Raw genomic sequence first — 22,077 nt, forward strand, 5'->3', positions numbered from 1 at the left:
TTCATAAAATTCCAATGAGAAATATTAATTTCATATTATGACTGAAAGAATACGAGTAATATGGAGTATTTATTTCATTTCTATTAAAAAATAGAGGTTCTCTTCCGTTTTTGACCATTTTTGGCTGTTATGTTTAAATGAAGAAAGAACGTCTTTTCAGAATTTTGAAACGGAGGGTGATTAATATGGCACAACCAAAGTACATTATGAACATTGACAAAATTGAACAGATCCCTGAAGAAGAACGAAAAAAATTAAAGGAAATCACTGAAAAGTTTGTCTTTCGTGTAAACGATTACTATTTAAGTTTAATTGACTGGAACGATCCAAATGATCCGATTAAAAAGTTAATCATTCCAAATGAGGGGGAATTAGAAGAGTACGGCAGGTGGGATGCATCTGATGAAGATACGAACTATGCAGCACCTGGGTGTCAGCACAAATACGATGCAACGGCATTGTTAATCGTCTCAGAGGTGTGCGGTGCATATTGCAGATACTGCTTCCGTAAGCGGTTATTCCGTAATGATATTAAAGAAGCAATGGCTGATGTACAGCCTGGAATTGAGTACATTAAAGAACATCCAGAGATTAGTAATGTTCTTTTGACTGGCGGTGATTCTCTCATTCTTGCAACGAAAAAACTCCGCAAAATTATCGAGCAGCTTCGTGAGATTCCTCACGTAAAAATCATTCGACTCGGTTCAAAAATGCCTGTATTTAACCCAATGCGAATATATGAGGACCAAGATTTGCTTGACCTTATTCGTGAATACTCCACTCCAGAGCAACGCATATACGTAATGGCACATATTAACCACCCGAATGAGATTACTGAAGAAGCAAAAAAAGGCTTCCAGGCGCTGCATGATGCCGGTGCAATCGTCGTGAACCAAACACCAGTACTTAAAGGAATTAACGATGACTCAGATGTATTAGCCGATCTATTAGATCAGCTATCATGGGCTGGAGTGACTCCTTACTACTTCTTTATTAACAGACCAGTTGCCGGAAACAATGACTTCGTCTTAACATTAGAAGAGGCATACAACCTCGTTGAAGAGGCAAAGGCTAAAACATCCGGTCTTGGAAAACGTGTTCGCCTGTCCATGAGTCACACGTCAGGAAAAATTGAAATTCTTGCAATAGATAACGGAAAAGCTTACTTAAAATATCATCAGTCTCGTGACGGAAACTATGGCAAGTTCATGGTTCTTGACTGTCCAAAAGACGCGGCATGGTTCGATGATCTTCCTGGCAATGAGGAGCATTGGGAAAAGCCAAAAAAGAAGACAGAAAAAGTAATCTCTGCGAACGAAAAAATAAAAGAAATCGAGATGCAGAAAGCATAAGTTACAATAAGAGGATGTACCTGAAACGGTCCATCCTTTTTTAATTGATTCAGCATTTGTCTTTTTCCTAATAGACAGCCATTGTTATATATTCACCGTCTTCATTTAACTAACAAACTCGCTCATTCGTTCCATTCTTCTGAAAAATTGTGACTTTTCGCTCTAAATCGACAAAAAGTTTTTTCATTAAAACTGATTTCTAGTAAAATAAACAGAGACATAATTTTTAAGAAGAGGAGGAGAGTAACAATGCAAAAGGCATCAACAATATTTTCTTTTCTATTGATTATGTTTTTTTTGCAAGCTTGTTCTACTAACTACTCCCCTTTTCAAGTGAAAGATAACTCAGATTTATTGCTAAACAAAACAATAGAAAAAACACCTTTTCACTTTACATATTTGTATTCTTCTACAACAGATACAGAGCTTCAACTATTTTTTTTAGTATCACACACAGATGAATCTCCTATTTCTAGCGCCGATTACGAGTTTCAAATCGCTAATTATTTGTTTGATGAAAATGAAGTTCCATATGAAGTGATTTACGCGGAAACATATGAAGATACTTATGAATCAGAACAATTTGAAGAGTTCGAAATGTTGCTTAAACTCTCATTGACTCCACCTCCCGAAGAAGAGAATGTCTCAATTACACTGCCAATTTATGTTGTTCCTTCACTCTTTAAGGAAGGGTACCCTTTCCGTGTCCATGAAGATCATATCAGGCAGCTCTCTGTTGGTGACATTTCAATCTCACATTTATCAGTTGACGGAAAGACATTATCGTTTCAATTACGTGATGAACATCCAGATCAATCTTCTAGAAAGCTTTCTTATACGTTTAATAAAATTGACGAAGGACAATCTGTGTATCCTCTTTTTACTAGAATAGAATCTATTAATGAAACATTATCAATAGAGTTAGAATTTGCCCAAGAAATTAGACTGCCATCACAGTTTTCAATTCATCGGACGACTGTACATCTGCCTGAATGGAGATTTTCACTTACTGTACCATTGCATGAAAAAAGCGATTGATTAACGTCAATCGCTTTTTCATGCACTTTTAGTGCGAGTTCAAAAAGGAGGATGAAAAGGACCGAGAAGTTCGAGGCGCCGTAGTTTTGAGTACCGGAACGTATGCCATTCATACGTGAGGAACGGAAAAGCAAGCCAACGAAGAAATTCGATGTGTCACTTTCACCGGAATTTTTGAACAACCTCTTTTACTTATTCTACTCGAAGTCATCATCTTCTTCTATTGGCATATAACCACCTACATGAGGCATTCCATTATCATTCATCATTTCTGGTTGTTGATCCATTCCCGGCATTCCTTCATTCTGTGGTGGCATCATCCCTGGCTGTTGGCCCATTCCAGGCATTCCTTCATTCTGTGGTGGCATCATCCCTGGCTGTTGGCCCATTCCAGGCATTCCTCCATTCTGTGGCTGCATCATCCCTGGCTGTTGGCCCATTCCAGGCATTCCTCCATTCTGTGGCTGCATCATCCCTGGCTGTTGGCCCATTCCAGGCATTCCTCCATTCTGTGGCTGCATCATCCCTGGCTGTTGGCCCATTCCAGGCATTCCTCCATTTTGTGGTGGCATCATCCCTGGCTGTTGGCCCATTCCAGGCATTCCTCCATTTTGTGGTGGCATCATCCCTGGCTGTTGACCCATTCCAGGCATTCCTCCATTCTGTGGTGGCATCATCCCTGGCTGTTGGCCCATTCCAGGCGTTCCTCCATTCTGTGGTGGCATCATTCCTGGCTGTTGGCCCATTCCAGGCATTTCCCCATGCTGAGGTGACATCCCTTGCTGTGGCATGACAGGTTCTTCTCCAGGTCCATATTCCTGTTCAAAGCTAGGTCCCAGTCCTGGCCCACCTCCTGCAAAACCTGTCATTTGCTGTCCCATTTCTGCTTGGCCGTGCTCCATTCCAGGCATCATATGTTGTGGAATTGGCTGCTGAGGATAACCGTGCATAAACGAATAATCGTGGTGAGGCGTCGGCATCCCATAAGGCATATGCTGTCCTGTAGGTCCATGCATCATTGGACGTGACAGCATTCCTCTTGGTGGTCTGCAATTACAGTTCATATGTGAACCCCTTTCATCTCATTGCTGTTTAATCTCATTTCACATTCAGTTTATTGTATGAGAAAGGGCGATAAATGTGACCTTCACCTATGAAAAAAGCCGTGCCGGGATCATGACTAAATGCATTTGCCTAAAATGATCCTGAATCCGTGATAACAGGTGTTGATATGCCATCCATCCACTTGCTTTCCTCGGGCGAACCGCGAGCCTGGCTCGCTTTTCCCGCAGGAAAGAGGATTGCTTCTTCGAAAATACATCGAGTTGTCTCGACGGATATGCTACAAAGCTTGACTCGTAGAGGAAGAGACAGGAGCAATAGCTGAAGACCCCGCAGACGCTGGTCTTTGCGTTGAGGAGGCTGAGGCAGTGCCCGCGGCAAAGAAGACACTACGAATGCAAACGAAGTGCTGCATGAGTAGATGTCGCACTTGTGCTTTGGAGTGAAAGCATCCGCCAGTAACGGATTCGAGTAATAATCCAATATAGTTAAATCGAAAGATTTTTAGGATTCATACAAAGAATAAATTAATTCATCACGGATTCAGGATGATTACATAAATACATTTTTTAGTGTACCAATACCTTCTATTTCTACTTCAACGACATCACCTGCTTTTAAAAATTTCGGCGGATTAAATCCTTTTCCAACCCCTTTTGGAGTGCCAGTTGCGATAATATCCCCTGCTTCAAGTGTCATCCCTTGGCTCAACGTTTCAATTAATTGTGGTACAGAAAAAATCATATTTGAAAACGCACCGTTTTGTCTCTCCTCTCCGTTTACAGTTGTCTTTACTCTTTTTTCTTCAAATGGGAGAAACGTATTTTTTTCAACAATCCATGGACCGATTGGGCAAAATGTATCTAAACTTTTACCTAGTAAAAATTGCTGATGTTTTTTTTGTAAATCTCTCGCAGTTACATCATTTATAATTGTAAAGCCGAATACAAAATCTAAAGCTTGTTCTTTCTTGATCCTTGTTGCTGTCTTGCCAATTATAACTCCAAGTTCCCCTTCATAGTCAACCGCATCTGTAACATCATGGTGGAGATTTACTGTAGCTTTATGACCGATCACTGTTGAAGTTGCTTTTGAAAAAATAACAGGATTTTTTGGTGCTTCAGAGCTACCCATTTCTTTTGCATGATCTAAATAGTTCCTCCCGACTGCAAAAATGTTTTTTCGAGGGTTCGGGATTGGCGCTTGCCAGCAAAAAGATGCATGGTTCATATCATATACTAGTCCGATTTCGGTTTCAGATAACCAATTGTTAAGTAACTCCCTTGCTTTTTTCTGAGCATACTCATCTTGAATGAAATCGGTTATTTCATTAGGGAACTCAATCTTGTCAGATAAACTGAGAACAGCTCCCTTTACTTCATTTACAAGACCGTAATGGTGTTTTCCATCATATGTAAAACTAGCGAACTTCATCGCATCACACACCTTTCACCCTTTTTATCTATGATACAATGACTGAAACATTTTGACGAATCGAGGGTTCACCATCCTGAAAAAAGTCCGCATTGCGCTCTTACAAATTGATATAGTGTTCTTCCTGAACTAGAGGAACAGACGTTGCTGAAGGTGGAAAACGAGAGGAATTTATCATTTCAGATAATATCTGAGCTTTCTATTCTTATAGGGAGACGTCCCAATAATTATGAATAAAACTAGCACTTTCGATATCCAATCCACATAGATTAACGTATATCTTGCAAGACGTGGAGGACTATAATGATGGGAATATTCAGCCCTATTATGAACTATACAAAATCCGGTAGCCCCTATATTATTCGCCATGCACAAGTCAATGACGCTGCACAAATGCACCGATTTACAAGGAGGTTATTGAACGAAGGGACAGGACTCGTTATGAGTCTCAACGATTTTCAAATGTCGATTAACGATCAAATGATCAAAAATGATTTAAGCATACGTACCCCTAATTCAATACAACTACTTGCCGTTATGAACGAACAAATTATCGGGATGCTAACGATCGATATTGATGGTTTATTACGAACGTTACACCGAGGTACTTTAGGCATTATGATTGACAAACCGTTTCGGGCACAAGGAATTGGAAAAGCTTTAATGCTCCAAGGGTTAAAATGGGCAAATGACTTCTCAACGCTTGAAAAGATTGAATTAGAAGTTCTTGAATCAAACGAAAGAGCGATAAAATTATACGAACAATTAGGCTTTTATATTGAAGGAAAAATCCATCGGTTTATGAAAAAAGATACAGGAAAATATGAAAATATCATTCGAATGGGATACTTCTTACCTAAAGTTCATTCATGAATACATGTACGAAGGTACCTTCTATCAAATAGGTACCTTTTTAATGGCTTCAAAAAAATGCAACAGTCGGATCTTTCATTATGGTTGGACTCTATTCTCTCTTTATCATTTATTATTTATAGACAACTTATGATATGATAATCGTTGACAGTATTTGTGAAACTGGAGGTATGAGATGAATATCGTCGTAACTTCGCTTAATGCGAAATATATCCATACATGTCTTGCTTTACGGTTATTAAAGTCATATGCTGCCCCAGAATTTCATGTAGAAATGACTGAATATACAATTAAAGATCCGGAAATGAATGTTGTTTCTGACTTATTTGCGAAAAAACCTGATGTGATCGGATTCAGCTGTTATATTTGGAATATAGAAAAAACGTTGCAAATCGTGAAAATGTTAAAAAAAGTATTACCTCAAACACACATTGTTCTTGGCGGTCCTGAAGTTTCGTATGATACGAAAGAGTGGCTCGATCGTGTCCCGGAAATTGATTTTATCGTGAAAGGGGAAGGCGAAGAAACATTTAAACAGCTTCTTCACCAATTAAAAACGGATCACGCTTTCCATCTAGTCAGTGGCTTAGGTTATCGTAAGGAAGGGAAACCAGTGCTAACAACTTCAAGGCCGAATCTTGATATATTATCAATTCCAACCCCATACAGATTTGAAGAAGATCGAGCGGAACTCGGTAAACGAGTTGTTTATTTTGAGACGAGCCGTGGGGTCCGTTCCAATGTCAGTTTTGCCTTTCGTCAATCGAGGTTGGGGTTCGTTATTTTGACATTGAAAAAGTGAAGTATGACTTGCTTTATCTTATCAATAATGGGGCAAAAATGGTTAAGTTTATTGACCGGACATTTAACATTAAACGTGATTACGCTCTGGAAATCTTTCAATTTTTGATTGATAATCATCAAGGCTGTCAGTTTCAATTTGAAATTACGGCAGACATTATGCGTCCAGAAGTCCTTCAGTTTTTAAATGAACACGCACCTGCCGGTGTCTTCCGATTTGAAATCGGGGTTCAGTCAACGAATGATGAAACGAATGACCTCGTGAAGCGAAGGCAGAATTTCAAAAAATTAGCGAGAACCGTAACGATGGTAAAGGAAGGCGGTAAAATAGATCAGCACTTAGACTTAATCGCCGGACTTCCTCAAGAAGATTATGAATCATTTAAAAAAACGTTTAACGATGTGTTTGCACTGCGCCCAGAAGAATTGCAGCTAGGTTTTTTAAAAATGCTCCGCGGTACAGGGATGCGTGCAATGGCTGAAACGTTCAATTATACGTTTATGGACCATGCACCGTATGAAATTTTATCAAATAATGTTTTATCTTTTGAGGATTTAATTCGTATTAAACGAACAGAAGATATATTAGAGAAATATTGGAATGACCATCGTCTCGATCAAACAGTAACATATTTAGTTAACCATATTTTTGAGACTCCTTTTGATTTTTTCCAACAGTTTGGAGATTTTTGGGACGAACATGGATGGGGGAAAATCGGTCACCAGTTCGAAGATTTATTTCTTCGCTTACGAGCATTTTTAAAACATATAAAAGCTCAGAGCATGCATATTATTGAAGGGCTGATGAAAGTCGATTACCTCCTTCATTTTGAGCAAAAGCCTCGAAAGAAATGGTGGGATGAATCTCTTTCTAAAAGTGAACGAAACAAACTGATGACAGACCTCTTCTCTGAACTTTCTGTTTGTTCAAGTATTAATACCGAAAGAAGCTTAGCGAAGCACCTCATTATTGAAGAATTTACTTTTGATGTTTTATCTCTTATGAACAACGGCAATGTCGTTGAAGGAGACTATTATTTTGTCGTAAATTATGACCCTAAGCAACATGATCAGCACGTTATGACGATAAAAAAGGAATGAATTTGTCCTAAAAACAAGGAGGGGATCTAATGGCGAAAGTAGCTTTTTTGTTCATTATTCTCGGAGCTGCTTTATGGGGGACAATTGGTATTTTTGTTCAAGCATTATACGACTTAGGTTTTACACCCATTGAAGTTGTTACGCTCCGTGTTACGATGGCACTTGTTTTCTTGCTAATGATCGTTTCGATAAAAAATCGAACGGCTTTCAAAGTGAAGGTTAAACACCTTCCTTTTTTCATTGGGACAGGCATTGGCAGCATTGTCTTTTTTAATTGGGCGTATTTTACAGCCATTCAAGAAATGAACTTATCTATTGCAGCGGTATTGCTATATACTGGACCTGCTTTTGTTACGCTCATGTCACGTGTCTTTTTCAAAGAATGGCTTACACCTCAAAAAGTGATCGCACTAATCGGAACTTTTGTTGGGTGTATATTCGTCATTGGTCTTTTCCCGCTCAACACAGAGCTGTTTACTCTATATGGATTACTCGTAGGTCTTGGCTCTGGTTTCGGGTATGCGTTATATAGTATATTTGGCAAAGTCGCGCTTTCATCCTATTCTTCATTGACTACAACGCTCTATACGTTCGTATTTGCAACTGTTGCCCTCCTTCCTACTAGTGGACTTCTAATCAATTTTACTGACTGGTTCACCGTTGAAGCTTTATTCATTAGTATTGGATTAGGTGCGCTCCCGACAGTATTAGCTTATTTGCTCTATACGAAAGGTCTTGAGCACGTTGAATCTAGTAAAGCATCGATTGCTGCAACTGTTGAGCCGGTAGTTGCCTCATTAATTGGTGTGTTCATCTTCCATGATGTCTTAACGATATGGCAGTTTATCGGTATGCTTTTCGTGTTATCGGCTGTTTTACTCATCCACGTAAAGTCGAAGGTCGAAACACCGACACGTCCTTTACAAAAGCAAAGTGGGTAACAGTTGGCATCCATCCAACTAATGACATGTTGTCTATTCTAAAACCTAATAAAATAGAAATAATGTATAGGGGTTGATTGGCAAAATGTACTCGCTTGCCCTCCAGAGCATAAGTGCGACATCTAATCGTGCTGCACTTCGTTTGCAGTAGTAGTGTCTTCTTTGCCGCGGACAAAACTTTAGCTATTCGGGGCAAAACCGCCCCGATAGATCTTCATCTCTTGCTTCTTTCTCTACCAGAACATTCGAGAAAAAACGCTCGATGATAAATTCGTTTATTTATTCGGCATATTTGCGAACTCACTTACTTTCTCCAACATTTTTTTGCGACTGCTTGGAGACGTTTCAATAATATTGCCAAAATGCAATACCCCTTCTAGCTCAACTCCGCAAAATGTAAATATACTTTGATTGACCCCATCAACAAAATGGTCATACAATCCTGTTTCATGCATTTCCTTTTCTGGAGTACCAGATGTAAAAATTATCCTTCCCTTCTTTCCATTTAAAAGCGGTATTGGTGATTCATTTTTTAGACGATATGCAAAGCCGTATGAAAATACACGGTCAATATATCCTTTACCAATAGCAGGAAACCCTCCCCACCACATCGGGAAAATAAACGTAATGACATCTGCTTTAGCAATATACGTTTGTTCTTCTTTCACATCACGAGCATAGTCACTATTTAATGACTGTTCATATTCTTTTTTTGTTAATAAAGGATAAAATAATTGTTCCGCAAGGTTTCTAACGTAAACATGATCTCCATTCTTTTTCAAAGCGGCCACATAATTGTCTAATATTGCACCATTAAAACTGTCTGTAGAAGAGTGCATGAAAATGACGAGATGGTTCATATTGAATAGCCTCCTTCGTTAAGGTTTGCAACTTTAATAGTCAGCATTATACCCTTTCATATAATCCATAACCATGTCCCCCTCTCCAAACAATGTGAACCGTTGTATAGATTCCTCACCATTATTTGTTACGGTAACCTCTGCATACCATTCACCTTCCATAGCTAATGGTAAATCAATTTGATAATATCCTTTTTCTATTTCATCCATCGTACCTTCCATCGGATGATTCATTCGTTCCATATTCATGTAAAGATACACACTGTCAACAGATTGACGTTCTCCTTCGTGACCTTTAATTTTCACTTCATATGTCTGAAATTCTCCAGTTTCAATCGTTTCACCTTCATTTTCAAATATAATCTCATATAATTCTGTTTGTGCACTTGTACTGCAGCCAGCCATGGGTAATAGAGCTATTGCAAATGTCATGAAATAGACGATATTCCTCACTATTGTCCCCTCCTTTATTCGATATGATAGTTATATGTAACAAAGATAGACAATAGAATATATAAAACTATCATCTACTTTTAATGGGGGACAAGTCAATGAACAAAGTAGGAATTTTATTAATTGTCTTCATCCTATTCGGGATGGGATACACAGTGTATTCATTTTTTGGGGGTACGAGTGAGGGGGACATTTCTGTGATTGAACGCATTCATGCTGAAGAACCAATTGAACTTGAACAATACATAGGTGAAAAGAAGACGATTCTTCAGTTCGTTGCGGTTCCTTGTGAATGTTGTAGCTATTCAATGCCATTTATTCAAGAATTTATTGAGCAGCAAGATGAAATCGAGGTGATTACGGTTGTCTTTTACGGTCGTGAGGCTGAAATCAAAGACAAGTTTTTAAATGAATATGAAGCGAAACACGAGTGGGGAATTGACCTTGATCGCCACCTTGCAAACTATTATGATGTTAATTTTTCTCCGACATATGTGTTTTTTGATGAAGATGGCAATAATATGGGCTCCCATCCATATATTATTGCAACGAGCGATGAACTAGGCGAACGTTTCGAAGAGGCATATAACAGCTATCATAAGGACGAGGCTTCATGATGAGTGTTTGGCTTGCATTTACAGCAGGTTTTTTATCTTTTGCATCAGCTTGTGTTCTTCCGCTTATCCCGAGTTACATGGCGATTATTACTGGACTTTCAGTGACCGAACTCAAACATAGCCGTCAGGTAGAGCGATTTAAAATCCTGCCACGTACGATTGCTTTTGTTACGGGATTAATGATCCCGCTTATGTTGATCGGCATGGGAGCAACAGCATTCGGAAATGCTTTGACACCAGCCACATCGACTTTCTTATCCCAGTTTTTCGGTTTTATTGTTATCGTTTTCGGGTTTCATTTGCTCGGATTATTAAACATTCAATTGTTTCACAAAGATGTACGTTTTCATCGGCTCTTTCAAAATAAAGGCGGTATTGTTAGTGTCGGAATAATCGGTATGGCTTTCGGATTCGGCTGGACTCCATGTATCGGTCCGATGCTTAGCTCGATTTTAATTTTAGCTGCTGATTCCGATACACTGTGGCAAGGTTCAGGGCTGTTACTAATTTATGGACTAGGCTTAGGTATGCCATTTATTTTAATTGCTCTTATTAGTTCATCAAGCTTAAAATTATTAGCATTTTTCCAACGGCATGTACGACTGTTATCAATGATAAGTGGTGTTTTATTAATCTTATTTGGACTACTATTAGTCACTGGAAACATGGCATATTTGATTCCGGTTTAACCTTGATTGACATGTGAGTTCAAGATACTTTGAGGCGATTTTCCTTCGATTAGCTAAATTCTTGTCCGCGACAAAGAAGACACCGTGAATACGAACAAAGTGATGTAAAAGTGGATGTCGCACTTGCACTCTAGAGAGCAAGCGAGTGTACTTTTGAACAATCAACCATTAAAATGCTCAATACAAGAAAAGCGCTGCCTCTTCCTCTTCTAGCATCGTTCTGTGGTTATATCCGTCATCCAGGCAATACGCCACATCCTGTGGCATGCCCGGCATTAGGACGTCCTGTCCGTCGAACTCGTAAGATAAGATCTTCGGCTAAAACCCCCGTGTCCTGCGGGAACGCCGAAGTAACCACATCTGTGTGGAAGCTCGTGTAGGAAACGCTCGTGGCTGAAGTCTAGACAGCCATCGAGAGGTTGAAATTTTACACTTTCTTATCTTTCAAGAAAAGGCTCCCACCGATGGTGAGAGCCCCTTCTATTTAGCTGAGTTTTGTCCCAGCCCTTTCTTTTATAAACAAATACTATATTAACTGAAACATTAAAATTTCTATTAAGAACGCGGGTAAAGTTTTAGTTTTACAAAGACTAATGGAGCAAGTAAAATCCCCCAAATTCCCATAATCGCGTAACGGAGCCCATCAAAGAAAGCGTGATCAGGAAACGGAATCTTCAATCCTTCTTGAAGAACAAATATACCGATAAGCCCGATAAAATAGCCAGCAATTCGGTTCAACCAAGAAGCTGCGAGTTTCATTCTTACGTACTTCGTTTCTAATAAATAGCCGACCCCTGCTCCTAAAATAAAGCCAGCGTATTTAACCCCCTCAGGATCAGTAAATAGAAACATCATGATAATAGGAAGGCCAATAGCTAATGTCATTTTCACCTTATAAGAAAGCTTGGTTATTTTTTTTACAGCAAAATGAGCAATAACAATGATAACTAAAGCGAGTAAAACACCAGCAGTAATATCAAGTGGCCAATGAACTCCTGTATAAAGTCGTGCTACAGAGATGAGACCTACTAATAAGGCTACTGCAATCCAAATATTTCTTCGATTCACTTCATACGCAATATATCCCCACAATGTAGCAGAACCTTGGGCATGACCGCTCGGAAAACTATCATGCGGAAATCTCGTCCCTACCTCGGCTGAATCTACATAAAGAGAATGAACACCTTCAATACCAACTGGTCTCGTTATAGCAGTAATAACTTTTAACCATGCATTCAAGTATACTGATATTAAAAACACATATAACAGACGAATACCAAACGGCTTTGAGACGCACCAATAAACGAAAGGTAAAATAATAAAGTAAAATTCCTCATTCCCTAAAAAGGTTAAAAACCAGGCAAAGTAATCGAATATTGGCTGTTGTATCGAGGTGAAAAAACGTAATATTTCTATTTCAAATTCTCTCAATATCCAGTCTCCTCTCGTTCATTATTTTATATGTATGTGCTCATAGTCTATTATACTTATTTTTCATCATGTATGTATTACCGTATCTCTAATCCTTCTATCATCTGACTAGAATAAGGAAAAATGTTACTCATATATCTCAGCAAATTAAAAGAAAATACATATAAGGCTTCTTACAATTCAGCCTCTTTTTATGGGTGTTTTTATAGGTTTTCCGAAGAAAAAACCTTGACCAAAATCCACATATGCCTTTATTGCTTCCCATTCCTCAGCTGTTTCAACCCCTTCTGCGATTATTTCTGTTCCTATAATTTTTGCTTCATCGTGTATTTTCATAATTTGTTCAAGCTTTGCAGTATCTTGATGACAATTGCGAACTAGATGTTTGTCAACTTTTGCATAGTTAGGCTGCAGCTCACGCAAGACTTCAAGTGTAGAAAACCTTGCACCAATATCATCTAACGCAACTTTCATTCCGAACTTTCGGTATTCATGGAAAATTTCCTTTAAATGATTAATATTTAAAACTCGCTCTGTTTCGACTACTTCAAAGACTAAATCTTCGGGATCAACACGATAATCTTTTACTGCTTGAAACGTACTTTTCAAACAATGCTCTGGTTCGGATATCGACGATGACAAAAAGTTAATAAAACGTTTTATACCCTTTTCTAGCATAAGAGAACCTGTACGGATAGATTGAATGCGGGCATCACTATCAAGTTTCGCTTGCAATCCCGTATGGTGGGCAAACGCAAAAAGTTCTCCGGGGATAAAAGTATAGAGTTGACTTTTAGGTCGTAACAAAAATTCATAACCGTATATACTCTCTGTGTCTGCATAGACAATCGGCTGCATAAGTGAATGAAACAAACGGTCATCAATGACTCTTAATAATTCCGGATTCATGACGCGTAATGTTAGTTGAGTTAACGGAATATAGTCAAAAGAATAAACGTCTTGATGACAATCACATATAGATCCTTCTATTTGATCGATTTCATCATCAAGAAGTGAAGACTGCGTCATGCTAACAATTCTTTCTAATTGCTGCCAATCAGAAAAATATGCCGATACCACTTCATTCTTTGAGTTAACTTTCATTTTACAATGATAAGTGAGGTCTAATACTTTCTGTTTTAATTCAGATTGTCTTACTTTCAAATATAAATATCCTTCCGGAATAATTGGTGTTGTAGTTGTACATAAATTACAAGTCTGCATCCATTCACCTTCCTTCAAACTCCCTCTCTTATATTCACCGTATTAACTTTTATAAAGCGAAGGGAAAAAATAGTAATTATAATACCAGTCTTTTATAGTATAAATTAAATAGGACTAACAATCTAGTTAAACATCAACCTCTTAAATTCATTTCCGTTCATCCAAATTTTTGAGTATATACCTATATCAATAGACCTGTTATTTGTTTGTTCAACTATATCAGTCCCTCTTTTTTATCAATTATGATCGTTATAAGAAGAAATGACTCTCATTAATTAATTTCCTTAACATATCTTCCTTTCCTAGTACATATACACTAATTTAGAAAGATGAATTGTTTTTTTTACAGCTCATTTGTTAGTATAAATATGTCGGATATTGTTAGAATATTTGAATTAATCAATTAATAAAAGGAGATGTGTTTGATGACGATGACGGAAGAAGAAGTTCAAGCAAGTCTCGCTGATTCTCACGGATGGTCACTAGAAAATGACCAATGGATTAAAAAGGAATATCGTTTTTCAAGTTATCCTAAAGCCATTCATTTTGTAAACGCCATCGCAAAAATCGCAGAAGATCGACAACATCATCCTTACTTGATTATTGATCACACGCTAGTAAGCGTAAAACTTAGTACCCTTGACGTCGGAGGATTAACGCAAAAAGATTTTGAATCGGCTCACGCATATGACATTACATACTCGAAATACGAGTGAAAATCATTTACCTTTTAAGCTACGGGATCTCTTTTCCGTAGTTTTCTTATCTAAAAGAGATGGAAAACGCTCAGCTCATGATGCAACCTTAAAGCAAATTTGTGATGATCAAAGTATGATGAACCTAAAGAAGAGGCTGGGACAAATCTAGCTAAGAAGTAATTGTTAAAAGGTTCCGATCATCAAAATAAGATGATCGGAACCTTTTTAGTTGTATTTTCGTCATCTGTTGTCCCATTAACTGCTCATGGCGGTGTACTTTCTCAAGTTCACCGCCATGAATGCAAAACCTAATTCATTTTTTTACCTTCTCTTTTCCTCTCACTGACATACGAGTGAAACCCAAATTAGCCTTCAAAAATCCGAAGACAGGCTCCACATCAATCTTACGTTTAGAATGGGCAACCTGAACAATCCTCACACTCGTAGACTTTAAATGCTCGTGTAAAACCACTTTTATCTTTCCGATTCGATAGGTAACGGAACATCAACTTTTGCCCGTTTGGGCATGTAAAAGAATCTGTTTCCTCGTCATACTCCCAATTGGCCGAGTTGAAATTGTTATTTTTATACCTCTTTTTCTTCTCCTTACGGTACATATTATACGTGATAAGTGGGATGCACTCCCGATTCATTCGCCTCGATCTTCGTTCCGTCAAGAAAGATAGCTTCTTCCTCTATCAATTTTTCTTTCACAAGTTGACAGCGAAACTGGACGAAGCACTGCCGTAATAATTCCTTTACTTCTTCATGAACACGGAATCGATTGATGGTACGATAACTCGGTTCATATCCTTGAGCCAGCCACATCATACGAATACTATCTTTGAGTAATGCCTCAATTTTTCTTCCTGAGAAAACAGATTGTGTGTAAGCACATAAAATCACTTTCATCATCATTCTTGGATGGTAAGCTGGGTTGCCCGTTTCACGCAAAAAACTGGCGAAGGCTTCATCAGGTATCTGTTCCACAAGATCATTTACAGTGTAGGCAATATCCTTTTCCTGAAGCTTTACTTCTAAATCTAACGGCAAAATAACTTGATCCATGTTATAATATTTAAACATAAGGACACCCCCGGTTTAGTTATTGTGTGGTTACTTTAATTTTATCAGAAAGTGTCCTTTTTGTTTCAAAAAATTAGTTGATTGTAGCGAAAGGGGCGAGACGCCTTCGGGAAAAGCATTCGGCGAAGATCCCGCAGGGCGGTTTTCCCGACGAGGAAGCTGAGGCAATGCCCGAGGCAAGCGAGCATCCTGTAGTGAAAATCAACGACAAAGTTTAGCAGAGTATAAAGATAAAGAGAGGCACTCCACCCAAACATTGGGATGAGCGCCTCTCTATTTTTAATTTACTGGGTTTTGTCCCAGCCTCTTTCAAAAACGTTATTTTAACCAATAGGCAGATCCGTCTTGATGCCGGTCTACAAACCCGTATTCAATTATATATCTGCGGATTGTCACATAATCATCAAAATACTGTTTAATCGTTTCATTTATTTCACGTTCTGTATACGTTCTCCCCTTTTCAAGCTTCGAACAAATATACTTTAAAATAACAATCTTCCGTTTTTCTTTTGCAGGAAACTGTTTTACTTTCCCTGTACTTTGCTCAATATACGTATCCAAAATCTTTTGTTCTTCATTTTCTGTAATTGCCCAACGGTCATCCACCATCGTCGCCTCCTTATGAACATCAATAAAAGATTCTGTCAGTCCCCCTTCCTCTAACAATTCCATCATTGATAAAAATATTTTTGCCTGTTTTGCTTTTTCACGAAGTTTAAAACGATGCTGTCTGACAGTAGCACTATTAATATTCAGCTCAGCTGCAATGGCTGTATCTTTCTTTCCCGCATACAGAGCAGACAAAATTTGTTTTTGATGATCATTTAATCCAGTATGTCGTTTGCCAAGCTCAATCAATGCTTGAAAGGGTGAACCGTGCACATGAAGAATGTGTTCTTTCATCTCCCTTTCTGCATCTAATAATTCTCCTTCCCGTTTATAAATCACTCCATGCTTTGTCGTAAAATTACAATGAAGACAATGGAAATAATCCGTATTCTTTTGAAAGAAGTAGCCATTTTTCAGCTCGCTTACTCTCCTATTTAATCCTTTTTCCATTTTACACCAGCCTTTATATAAACAATATATCATTACGTTTATAAAATGTAAAACAAAATTAAATTTCGTTTATCATTTGCACCTTTAGTTTTTGTTGAACTGCCACTGTGGTAAAATGAAATGGGATTATAAGCGTCATATATACTTCAATCGGAGGGAAGCAACGATGCAATGGCTGTACTTATTTACCGCAACTATATTCGGTGTACTTGCTCTTTATCATATATTCACTCACCAAAGAAGAAAAAACATGAGGGATTATGTCATATTTAATTTAAAAGACCCTAAAAAAATATCGACGTCTTCAAAATTGTATAAAGTTTCCGTCGTCTTTGCTTATATTTTATTGTTTGTGAATATCTTTTTTTATGTAGAAATTTTTCAAAGCTTTGAACGGGCTACCATATTAATTATGATTATTTTCTTTTTAGGGATAACCGTCCTAATTGCTTTGGACAAGATCTTTGAAGTACGAGGGCATGCCCTTGTTTTTGCGGGGTATCATGTACAATGGGGCAAAATTCGCTCATTGAAATGGGGCAAAAAAAGAAGTAAAAAAACTCAACTTATTATGGAACTTGATAAAGGGACAAAAATAAAAACATCGATTCGTAATGATGAAAAAGAAAAAGTTGAAGAATTACTCTCCAACTATACATATTTCGAAAAAAAATCTAATTAAATGGAATTGTATTTGACTGAAACGCTTAGAACTAAGCGTTTTTTTAAATATTCAACAAGCTGTTCGTTATCGATAACAAACTTGTCGGCTCTCGTTTTCCATTTTCATTATTTCCCTGCTTCTTTAAATGTCTTTATACGTTCACCAATTTCATCTCTTACACGTTGGAAAAACGCCCATTTTTCTTTTTCTGTACCTTCTGCTTTCGCTGGGTCGTCAAACCCCCAATGGACTCTTTCTTTATGAGGAGGTGTAGCTGGGCAAACGTCATTTGCATGACCGCATAGTGTTACGACTAAATCGGCTTTATTTAATAAATCGGAGTCAATGACATCGGAAGTTTGACCTGAAATATCAATCCCTACTTCATTCATCGCTTTGATCGCATTTGGATTAACCCCGTGGGCTTCAATACCTGCTGAATAAACATCCCACTCTTCACCTAAATAATGTTTTCCCCAAGCTTCTGCCATTTGACTTCGGCATGAATTGCCTGTACACAAAAAATAAATGACTCGTTTTGACATCAATAAACGCCCCTTTCATATAAACATATAACAATATACTTATATACTATCATACTTTCCATAAACTAAGCATTTTTCCGAACAAAAAGGATGTTAAGATTTTGTAAACAAATATTTGCTTATGAAAAGCGAAATGTGCTGCCTAAAAACTCTCATGCTTTCGTGTAAGACTTAATGGTGAAAACCTTCGTTACCTTTATACGATTGTCCATCGGTTATATAAACCCTTATAGTATAAAGAACTAACAACAAACCCGCTTTCCACTCTTTTCAAGTTCGTCTAACAGTATTTGACCATCTGTTACTTCATTAATGATTGCTCTAACGAGGTCAATCCCGTGGTGATCTTCATTAATGGAATAGAAAATCCATTGTCCTTTCCTCCGTTCCCGGACAAGGTCTTTGTCTTTAAGTTTACGTAAATGCTGGCTCACGGAAGGTTGACTCGATTGAAAAATTTCAACGAATTCACAGACACATAACTCCTCAATATGTAATAATGCCATCATCGTCAGTCTCGTTTTATCACTCATTAATTTGATAATTTCTGCTGCTTCTGAATATTGTAATCGTTCCTTTTTCATTTTCTCGCCTCTTCCATTTCTGTGAGAGTTTCAACGACTTTATAAATAGCTTTTTCTTGTGTTTCAATACTCATACTCGGGAGGTTCGGTTGTTCCATAACCATATTTGGGCTTGCTGGTACGTGAATAAAACCACCAATCATTCGTGCTTCTTTGCGCTCAATAAATAGCAAAAGTCGATACAGTGTATCGTTACAAATATACGTACCTGCAGTATTTGATATCGATGCTGGAATCTCTGCTTTTCTTACCACATCTATAAGTCTTCTATTAGGTAGAGTCGCAAATAAACCGTCAGGACCATTTTCGTCAATTGGCCGATCGACTGGTTTGTCTCCACTATTATCTCCAGAAACGGCTCTCCCACCAGTATTATGAATATCTTGAACGTTTATACCAATTCTTTCAAAACTAATATTCGCACGTCCAACGGCAACTCCTAAACAGATTACAATATCCGGCTCAAATTCTTTTATTCTTTCAATCAATTCATCTGCACATTTTCCATATACTACAGGGAGAATGACAGTCTCGAGCTCTGTATTCGTAAATTCCCATTTCTTAGCACGTTCGATAATTTCCATCGTTGGATTCGTATGTAGGTCGCCAAACGGTTCAAAACCTGATAATAATATTTTCATTGTCGGATCACCTCCTTTCTATTTTCTCCCTCCATTCGAATAAATTCAAGTAGCTTCATCGACTCATTGCTAAAATGCCTCTCACATCTATTATTATCTATATTTCTTTTCGGTCACACCACTTTGCTATCTTTCAGTTAAAAATCTAATGATCGATCCTATCCTTTTTGTTCAAAATGTCGTACTTATTTTTATGAAAGGAGGTGATCAAGCATGAGCAACGAAGCGATGGACACACGCCTTACGTTAACATTCGTTACCGGGTTTGATGATGAAGGAGCTGAAATTTTTTTAACGAGACATTTTCGTAACATCCAGCCCGCTGCAGAAAGTCCAGCCTTACTGCAGGCGGCTAATTCTTTAGCCTCACTACAGCAATATGAACTGGATAAGGTTGAACGATTTAACACGTATGATTTAGCAGAATAAGGATAAGCAGCTGTCAATAAGGAGGTGATCAAATGGCAAAGAGATTAGAACTTATTTTTGTAAATGAAGGTGGTACAAGCGTAACGATTGGGCTTGATGAACCGGTGGAGCCAGCAGACGGAGAACACATTTCCTCTGTCATGGATGAAATGATTGATTTAGATGTCTTTACTTCAAGTAATGGAAAGCTTACTGAAAAACGTGGTGCTCGTATCGTGGATCGAACAGTTGAAGAAATTGAATTGAGCTAATCGATAACATTGAAGTTATTTCTAGTTGAGGCTGTAAGGAAACCACTTCCTTGCAGCCTTTTATAAAATAACGTAGGAGGTGAAACGATGGAGTCATGGATGATGATGATTGGTGAATTCGGTTTTCCGATCGTGATAACATTTTATTTATTGTATCGTATTGAACGAAAACTTGATCAAGTCGTCTATTCAATCAATAATCTATCATGTCAAAAAAACCTTAGTACTAATCATATGAAGACTCATTCGATAGACCTTGCTAATGATCCGTTAATCAAGGAATACGTGACGAACATAAGAAAGAACACGTAACACAAACTGATTATTAATTGGATACTCACTACGGTGAATTTGAAACGTAATCTTCCAATTTCACCCACGTGCCAGGCACCTGGTAGTAATTCACCAGGTGCCTGGCACGTGGATATTTTTGGTTATTTTGGTATGTTCGTTTTTAGGTATTTTGGTTTCATTGATTTTTATATTTTTATTGTTTTAGGTCTATTTCTTTATTTTTTTCATAGAAATGGTTTTAAGTTTGAAAGCTTGTCCACTTTTAGAAAGAGGTGTTTCAATGTGATCGAACATAACTTGAAAAAGAAGAATCGTAACACGACGACTCCATTAATAAGTAGTAATGTTCACCATGAGCTGAATGATCCTCCTGTTGAAACGTTACTTAATTATTTAGATACTTGGACAAAAAGACTGTTTAAAGTCGTTTACTTATTTGGTATTCCATACGTACTTTACCTGCTCATTTCTATGGCTGCTCATATGACTGGATGATATTTCTCTTCTCTTTCGGTGCATGGACCGTTAAAGCAGATAATTCATCAATTTGTACTTGAAGTTTGTCAATCTCATTTTTTAAAAAAGACTGTTGCTTTATACTTTCAATGATTTGTTCTGCAAAAGACCAGACGTCCTTCTTTAGTTCATTTGACTTTGATAAAAATCGTGCGATGTTTTGTAAACTGTTTAACAATGCCAACACGACCATGACATCTTCTTTTCCGTAATGTCTTAATTCTGCAAAACATAGTTCAATATAATCTTTAAAGGTCATCGGAATTAATATGACCCTTAATTGGCCTTCTTCATCTTCAATTGCCGAATCATGCAGTACTTTATTACTTAATAATCGTAATAAATTACCTAAATGCTCAATACATTGCATCGCTGTGTGAGGGTCATTAATTCCTGGAGATAGTGAGCGATTACCGATTTCTACGAGCTTTATGATTCCAAATCTCACATCTTGTACCGCTTCCCTTTCGTCTCCTATGATGAGCATCGACATATACTTTTTCTTTGAAACAGGTTTTGTTGTTTTCCGATAAACTGTCAGAACTGGTGACTGTGCTGATACATATTCGCCAATTTGTTTATGAACTTTCACGATCGCATCTTCACTTTTCGTTAATTTAACAAGTCCTTTATTATTAATCCACTGTATATAACCTGATTCTGGAGAAAAAAGCGGTGTAGCTACTAGTTCAAACAGTTCTCCTTTTTCCCATTGATCCCAAGGATCATTTTGTTCTCCATCATGATCTTTCATATATTTTTCCATGACTATGACAGTATTTTCATATATGTGCTGAATAAGGTTTCTCACTTGAATCCATTTAGACACATGATGGATAAAAAATACGAAAAAACCGACATTAATGATTGCAACAACGACTGCAACAAAGGGGGATAAATAAAGTCTTGCATCCGATACATCCGGATGAGACTCATTCACTAAAAGCATTAAAGTCAGTGAAAAAACAAAGCCGCTAATAAACACTCCTAAAATCCGTTTCGTATGTGGATCATTCATAAAATTCCGCAGTGTCCGAGCAGAAAACTGAGTGATATAAGTTGTTAAAACAACTAAAATCGATGAAAAAGAGATCGTTGTCATCGTTAATAAAGAGGAAGAAATAGTCCCAAATATATTTTGGGCTAAAGACTGTTCAACAAAAAGTAACGCTGGTAATCTTTCTGCGAAATGAGGATTCTTCCACATAAAAATGTCCAGCTTGCGGCAAAAAAATGCAAAAATGATTGAGAATAAACCATAAAGCATCGGGATAAACCAATAACTTGATCGAACGAATAACCATAACCTCGTCATCGATGCTCTTCCTCCTTTTTACTTAGTATGAAAAAGAAAGAAGAAAATATGAGTTCGCATTAATTTGCTACTTCTTTTTAAGAATCACTCATTTTTTTGTAAAGTGAACAACTATACAC

The 22,077-nt window shown here is 37.6% G+C and carries 23 protein-coding genes and 2 pseudogenes; 13 read left to right on the plus strand and 12 right to left on the minus strand.

Annotated features, from left to right (window positions below; all coding sequences use genetic code 11):
• Positions 1–185: 185 nt before the first annotated feature.
• Together CD001_RS20450 and CD001_RS20455 are read left to right on the plus strand one after the other, a co-directional pair.
• A complete protein-coding gene (locus CD001_RS20450; protein ID WP_096189453.1) occupies positions 186–1,352 on the plus strand; it encodes a KamA family radical SAM protein in 1,167 nt (388 codons plus the stop codon).
• 249 nt (positions 1,353–1,601) lie between these two features.
• Positions 1,602–2,390, plus strand: a complete 789-nt coding sequence (locus CD001_RS20455; RefSeq protein WP_096189454.1) for a hypothetical protein — start codon at positions 1,602–1,604, stop codon at positions 2,388–2,390.
• Between the two features lie 197 nt (positions 2,391–2,587).
• Here the strand turns inward: CD001_RS20455 and CD001_RS20460 are convergent, their stop codons facing one another.
• Together CD001_RS20460 and CD001_RS20465 are read right to left on the minus strand one after the other, a co-directional pair.
• Positions 2,588–3,454, minus strand: a complete 867-nt coding sequence (locus CD001_RS20460) for a hypothetical protein (RefSeq protein WP_096189455.1) — start codon at positions 3,452–3,454, stop codon at positions 2,588–2,590.
• Between the two features lie 550 nt (positions 3,455–4,004).
• Positions 4,005–4,886, minus strand: coding sequence for a fumarylacetoacetate hydrolase family protein (locus CD001_RS20465; RefSeq protein ID WP_096189456.1), 882 nt, complete (start codon positions 4,884–4,886; stop codon positions 4,005–4,007).
• Between the two features lie 303 nt (positions 4,887–5,189).
• On the opposite strand from CD001_RS20465, the gene CD001_RS20470 reads away from it, so the two are divergent.
• The 3 genes and pseudogenes from CD001_RS20470 to CD001_RS20480 all read left to right on the plus strand — a co-directional run bounded on the left by CD001_RS20470 (position 5,190) and on the right by CD001_RS20480 (position 8,602).
• The gene (locus CD001_RS20470) at positions 5,190–5,759 is read left to right on the plus strand and encodes a GNAT family N-acetyltransferase (RefSeq protein ID WP_096189457.1); all 570 of its coding nucleotides are present in this window, start codon (positions 5,190–5,192) and stop codon (positions 5,757–5,759) included.
• Positions 5,760–5,934: 175 nt separating this feature from the next.
• A pseudogene (locus CD001_RS20475) lies at positions 5,935–7,661 on the plus strand (DUF4080 domain-containing protein).
• Positions 7,662–7,690: 29 nt separating this feature from the next.
• Complete coding sequence (locus CD001_RS20480) at positions 7,691–8,602, plus strand: DMT family transporter (RefSeq protein WP_096189459.1); 912 nt, start codon at positions 7,691–7,693, stop codon at positions 8,600–8,602.
• A 275-nt stretch (positions 8,603–8,877) separates the two neighbouring features.
• On the opposite strand, the gene CD001_RS20485 is transcribed toward CD001_RS20480, so the two are convergent.
• Together CD001_RS20485 and CD001_RS20490 are read right to left on the minus strand one after the other, a co-directional pair.
• Positions 8,878–9,462: an NAD(P)H-dependent oxidoreductase gene (locus tag CD001_RS20485; RefSeq protein WP_096189460.1), complete on the minus strand. Its 585-nt coding sequence runs from the start codon at positions 9,460–9,462 to the stop codon at positions 8,878–8,880.
• Between the two features lie 33 nt (positions 9,463–9,495).
• Positions 9,496–9,915: a hypothetical protein gene (locus CD001_RS20490; protein ID WP_096189461.1), complete on the minus strand. Its 420-nt coding sequence runs from the start codon at positions 9,913–9,915 to the stop codon at positions 9,496–9,498.
• Between the two features lie 98 nt (positions 9,916–10,013).
• On the opposite strand from CD001_RS20490, the gene CD001_RS20495 reads away from it, so the two are divergent.
• On the plus strand, positions 10,014–10,532 hold the full coding sequence (locus CD001_RS20495; protein ID WP_096189462.1) for a TlpA family protein disulfide reductase: 519 nt from the start codon (positions 10,014–10,016) through the stop codon (positions 10,530–10,532).
• On the plus strand, positions 10,529–11,221 hold the full coding sequence (locus tag CD001_RS20500) for a cytochrome c biogenesis CcdA family protein (RefSeq protein ID WP_096189463.1): 693 nt from the start codon (positions 10,529–10,531) through the stop codon (positions 11,219–11,221). The genes CD001_RS20495 and CD001_RS20500 overlap by 4 nt, the downstream gene beginning before the upstream one ends.
• Before the next feature lie 555 nt (positions 11,222–11,776).
• Here the strand turns inward: CD001_RS20500 and CD001_RS20505 are convergent.
• Both CD001_RS20505 and CD001_RS20510 read right to left on the minus strand, forming a co-directional pair.
• Positions 11,777–12,652, minus strand: coding sequence for a phosphatase PAP2 family protein (locus CD001_RS20505; RefSeq protein ID WP_257009883.1), 876 nt, complete (start codon positions 12,650–12,652; stop codon positions 11,777–11,779).
• A gap of 180 nt (positions 12,653–12,832) precedes the next feature.
• Positions 12,833–13,894 (minus strand): EAL domain-containing protein, encoded by a 1,062-nt coding sequence (locus tag CD001_RS20510; protein WP_096189465.1) that lies wholly within the window; start codon positions 13,892–13,894, stop codon positions 12,833–12,835.
• Between the two features lie 407 nt (positions 13,895–14,301).
• On the opposite strand from CD001_RS20510, the gene CD001_RS20515 reads away from it, so the two are divergent.
• Positions 14,302–14,592: a 4a-hydroxytetrahydrobiopterin dehydratase gene (locus CD001_RS20515; protein WP_179298835.1), complete on the plus strand. Its 291-nt coding sequence runs from the start codon at positions 14,302–14,304 to the stop codon at positions 14,590–14,592.
• A 237-nt stretch (positions 14,593–14,829) separates the two neighbouring features.
• Here the strand turns inward: CD001_RS20515 and CD001_RS20520 are convergent.
• Positions 14,830–15,642, minus strand: a pseudogene (locus CD001_RS20520) (transposase).
• Positions 15,643–15,978: 336 nt separating this feature from the next.
• The gene (locus CD001_RS20525; protein ID WP_096189467.1) at positions 15,979–16,719 is read right to left on the minus strand and encodes a DUF2087 domain-containing protein; all 741 of its coding nucleotides are present in this window, start codon (positions 16,717–16,719) and stop codon (positions 15,979–15,981) included.
• A gap of 166 nt (positions 16,720–16,885) precedes the next feature.
• On the opposite strand from CD001_RS20525, the gene CD001_RS20530 reads away from it, so the two are divergent.
• Entirely contained in the window at positions 16,886–17,401 is a 516-nt protein-coding gene (locus CD001_RS20530) for a hypothetical protein (RefSeq protein WP_096189468.1), read from the plus strand.
• 107 nt (positions 17,402–17,508) lie between these two features.
• On the opposite strand, the gene arsC is transcribed toward CD001_RS20530, so the two are convergent.
• The 3 genes from arsC to CD001_RS20545 form a co-directional block, all read right to left on the minus strand.
• Positions 17,509–17,928: an arsenate reductase (thioredoxin) gene (gene arsC, locus CD001_RS20535; protein ID WP_096189469.1), complete on the minus strand. Its 420-nt coding sequence runs from the start codon at positions 17,926–17,928 to the stop codon at positions 17,509–17,511.
• Positions 17,929–18,170: 242 nt separating this feature from the next.
• A complete protein-coding gene (locus tag CD001_RS20540; RefSeq protein ID WP_096189470.1) occupies positions 18,171–18,512 on the minus strand; it encodes an ArsR/SmtB family transcription factor in 342 nt (113 codons plus the stop codon).
• Positions 18,509–19,153: a pyroglutamyl-peptidase I gene (locus CD001_RS20545; RefSeq protein WP_096189472.1), complete on the minus strand. Its 645-nt coding sequence runs from the start codon at positions 19,151–19,153 to the stop codon at positions 18,509–18,511. Before CD001_RS20545 ends, CD001_RS20540 begins: the two co-directional genes overlap by 4 nt.
• Before the next feature lie 213 nt (positions 19,154–19,366).
• Between CD001_RS20545 and CD001_RS20550 the strand changes: the two genes are divergently transcribed.
• The 4 genes from CD001_RS20550 to CD001_RS26100 all read left to right on the plus strand — a co-directional run bounded on the left by CD001_RS20550 (position 19,367) and on the right by CD001_RS26100 (position 20,622).
• Entirely contained in the window at positions 19,367–19,582 is a 216-nt protein-coding gene (locus CD001_RS20550) for a DUF1659 domain-containing protein (protein WP_096189473.1), read from the plus strand.
• A 32-nt stretch (positions 19,583–19,614) separates the two neighbouring features.
• A complete protein-coding gene (locus CD001_RS20555) occupies positions 19,615–19,833 on the plus strand; it encodes a DUF2922 domain-containing protein (protein WP_096189474.1) in 219 nt (72 codons plus the stop codon).
• An 87-nt stretch (positions 19,834–19,920) separates the two neighbouring features.
• Positions 19,921–20,145 (plus strand): YvrJ family protein, encoded by a 225-nt coding sequence (locus tag CD001_RS27400; RefSeq protein WP_096189475.1) that lies wholly within the window; start codon positions 19,921–19,923, stop codon positions 20,143–20,145.
• 264 nt (positions 20,146–20,409) lie between these two features.
• Positions 20,410–20,622, plus strand: a complete 213-nt coding sequence (locus tag CD001_RS26100) for a hypothetical protein (protein ID WP_142303622.1) — start codon at positions 20,410–20,412, stop codon at positions 20,620–20,622.
• On the opposite strand, the gene CD001_RS20570 is transcribed toward CD001_RS26100, so the two are convergent.
• Complete coding sequence (locus tag CD001_RS20570; RefSeq protein WP_096189477.1) at positions 20,597–21,958, minus strand: DUF2254 domain-containing protein; 1,362 nt, start codon at positions 21,956–21,958, stop codon at positions 20,597–20,599. The genes CD001_RS26100 and CD001_RS20570 overlap by 26 nt on opposite strands.
• Positions 21,959–22,077: the final 119 nt, after the last annotated feature.

The sequence above is a fragment of the Evansella halocellulosilytica genome, assembly GCF_002335745.1.
GTDB classification, from domain to species: domain Bacteria; phylum Bacillota; class Bacilli; order Bacillales; family Salisediminibacteriaceae; genus Bacillus_CA; species Bacillus_CA halocellulosilytica.

Excerpts from the sequence above, each read along its gene's own strand:
- CD001_RS20450 (WP_096189453.1), top strand. The coding sequence starts at position 186 with ATGGCACAACCAAAGTACATTATGAACATTGACAAAATTGAACAGATC.
- CD001_RS20455 (WP_096189454.1), top strand. The coding sequence starts at position 1,602 with ATGCAAAAGGCATCAACAATATTTTCTTTTCTATTGATTATGTTTTTT.
- CD001_RS20460 (WP_096189455.1), bottom strand. The coding sequence starts at position 3,454 with ATGAACTGTAATTGCAGACCACCAAGAGGAATGCTGTCACGTCCAATG.
- CD001_RS20465 (WP_096189456.1), bottom strand. The coding sequence starts at position 4,886 with ATGAAGTTCGCTAGTTTTACATATGATGGAAAACACCATTACGGTCTT.
- CD001_RS20470 (WP_096189457.1), top strand. The coding sequence starts at position 5,190 with ATGATGGGAATATTCAGCCCTATTATGAACTATACAAAATCCGGTAGC.
- CD001_RS20480 (WP_096189459.1), top strand. The coding sequence starts at position 7,691 with ATGGCGAAAGTAGCTTTTTTGTTCATTATTCTCGGAGCTGCTTTATGG.
- CD001_RS20485 (WP_096189460.1), bottom strand. The coding sequence starts at position 9,462 with ATGAACCATCTCGTCATTTTCATGCACTCTTCTACAGACAGTTTTAAT.
- CD001_RS20495 (WP_096189462.1), top strand. The coding sequence starts at position 10,014 with ATGAACAAAGTAGGAATTTTATTAATTGTCTTCATCCTATTCGGGATG.
- CD001_RS20500 (WP_096189463.1), top strand. The coding sequence starts at position 10,529 with ATGATGAGTGTTTGGCTTGCATTTACAGCAGGTTTTTTATCTTTTGCA.
- CD001_RS20515 (WP_179298835.1), top strand. The coding sequence starts at position 14,302 with ATGACGATGACGGAAGAAGAAGTTCAAGCAAGTCTCGCTGATTCTCAC.
- CD001_RS20525 (WP_096189467.1), bottom strand. The coding sequence starts at position 16,719 with ATGGAAAAAGGATTAAATAGGAGAGTAAGCGAGCTGAAAAATGGCTAC.
- CD001_RS20530 (WP_096189468.1), top strand. The coding sequence starts at position 16,886 with ATGCAATGGCTGTACTTATTTACCGCAACTATATTCGGTGTACTTGCT.
- arsC (WP_096189469.1), bottom strand. The coding sequence starts at position 17,928 with ATGTCAAAACGAGTCATTTATTTTTTGTGTACAGGCAATTCATGCCGA.
- CD001_RS20540 (WP_096189470.1), bottom strand. The coding sequence starts at position 18,512 with ATGAAAAAGGAACGATTACAATATTCAGAAGCAGCAGAAATTATCAAA.
- CD001_RS20545 (WP_096189472.1), bottom strand. The coding sequence starts at position 19,153 with ATGAAAATATTATTATCAGGTTTTGAACCGTTTGGCGACCTACATACG.
- CD001_RS20550 (WP_096189473.1), top strand. The coding sequence starts at position 19,367 with ATGAGCAACGAAGCGATGGACACACGCCTTACGTTAACATTCGTTACC.
- CD001_RS20555 (WP_096189474.1), top strand. The coding sequence starts at position 19,615 with ATGGCAAAGAGATTAGAACTTATTTTTGTAAATGAAGGTGGTACAAGC.
- CD001_RS27400 (WP_096189475.1), top strand. The coding sequence starts at position 19,921 with ATGGAGTCATGGATGATGATGATTGGTGAATTCGGTTTTCCGATCGTG.
- CD001_RS20570 (WP_096189477.1), bottom strand. The coding sequence starts at position 21,958 with ATGACGAGGTTATGGTTATTCGTTCGATCAAGTTATTGGTTTATCCCG.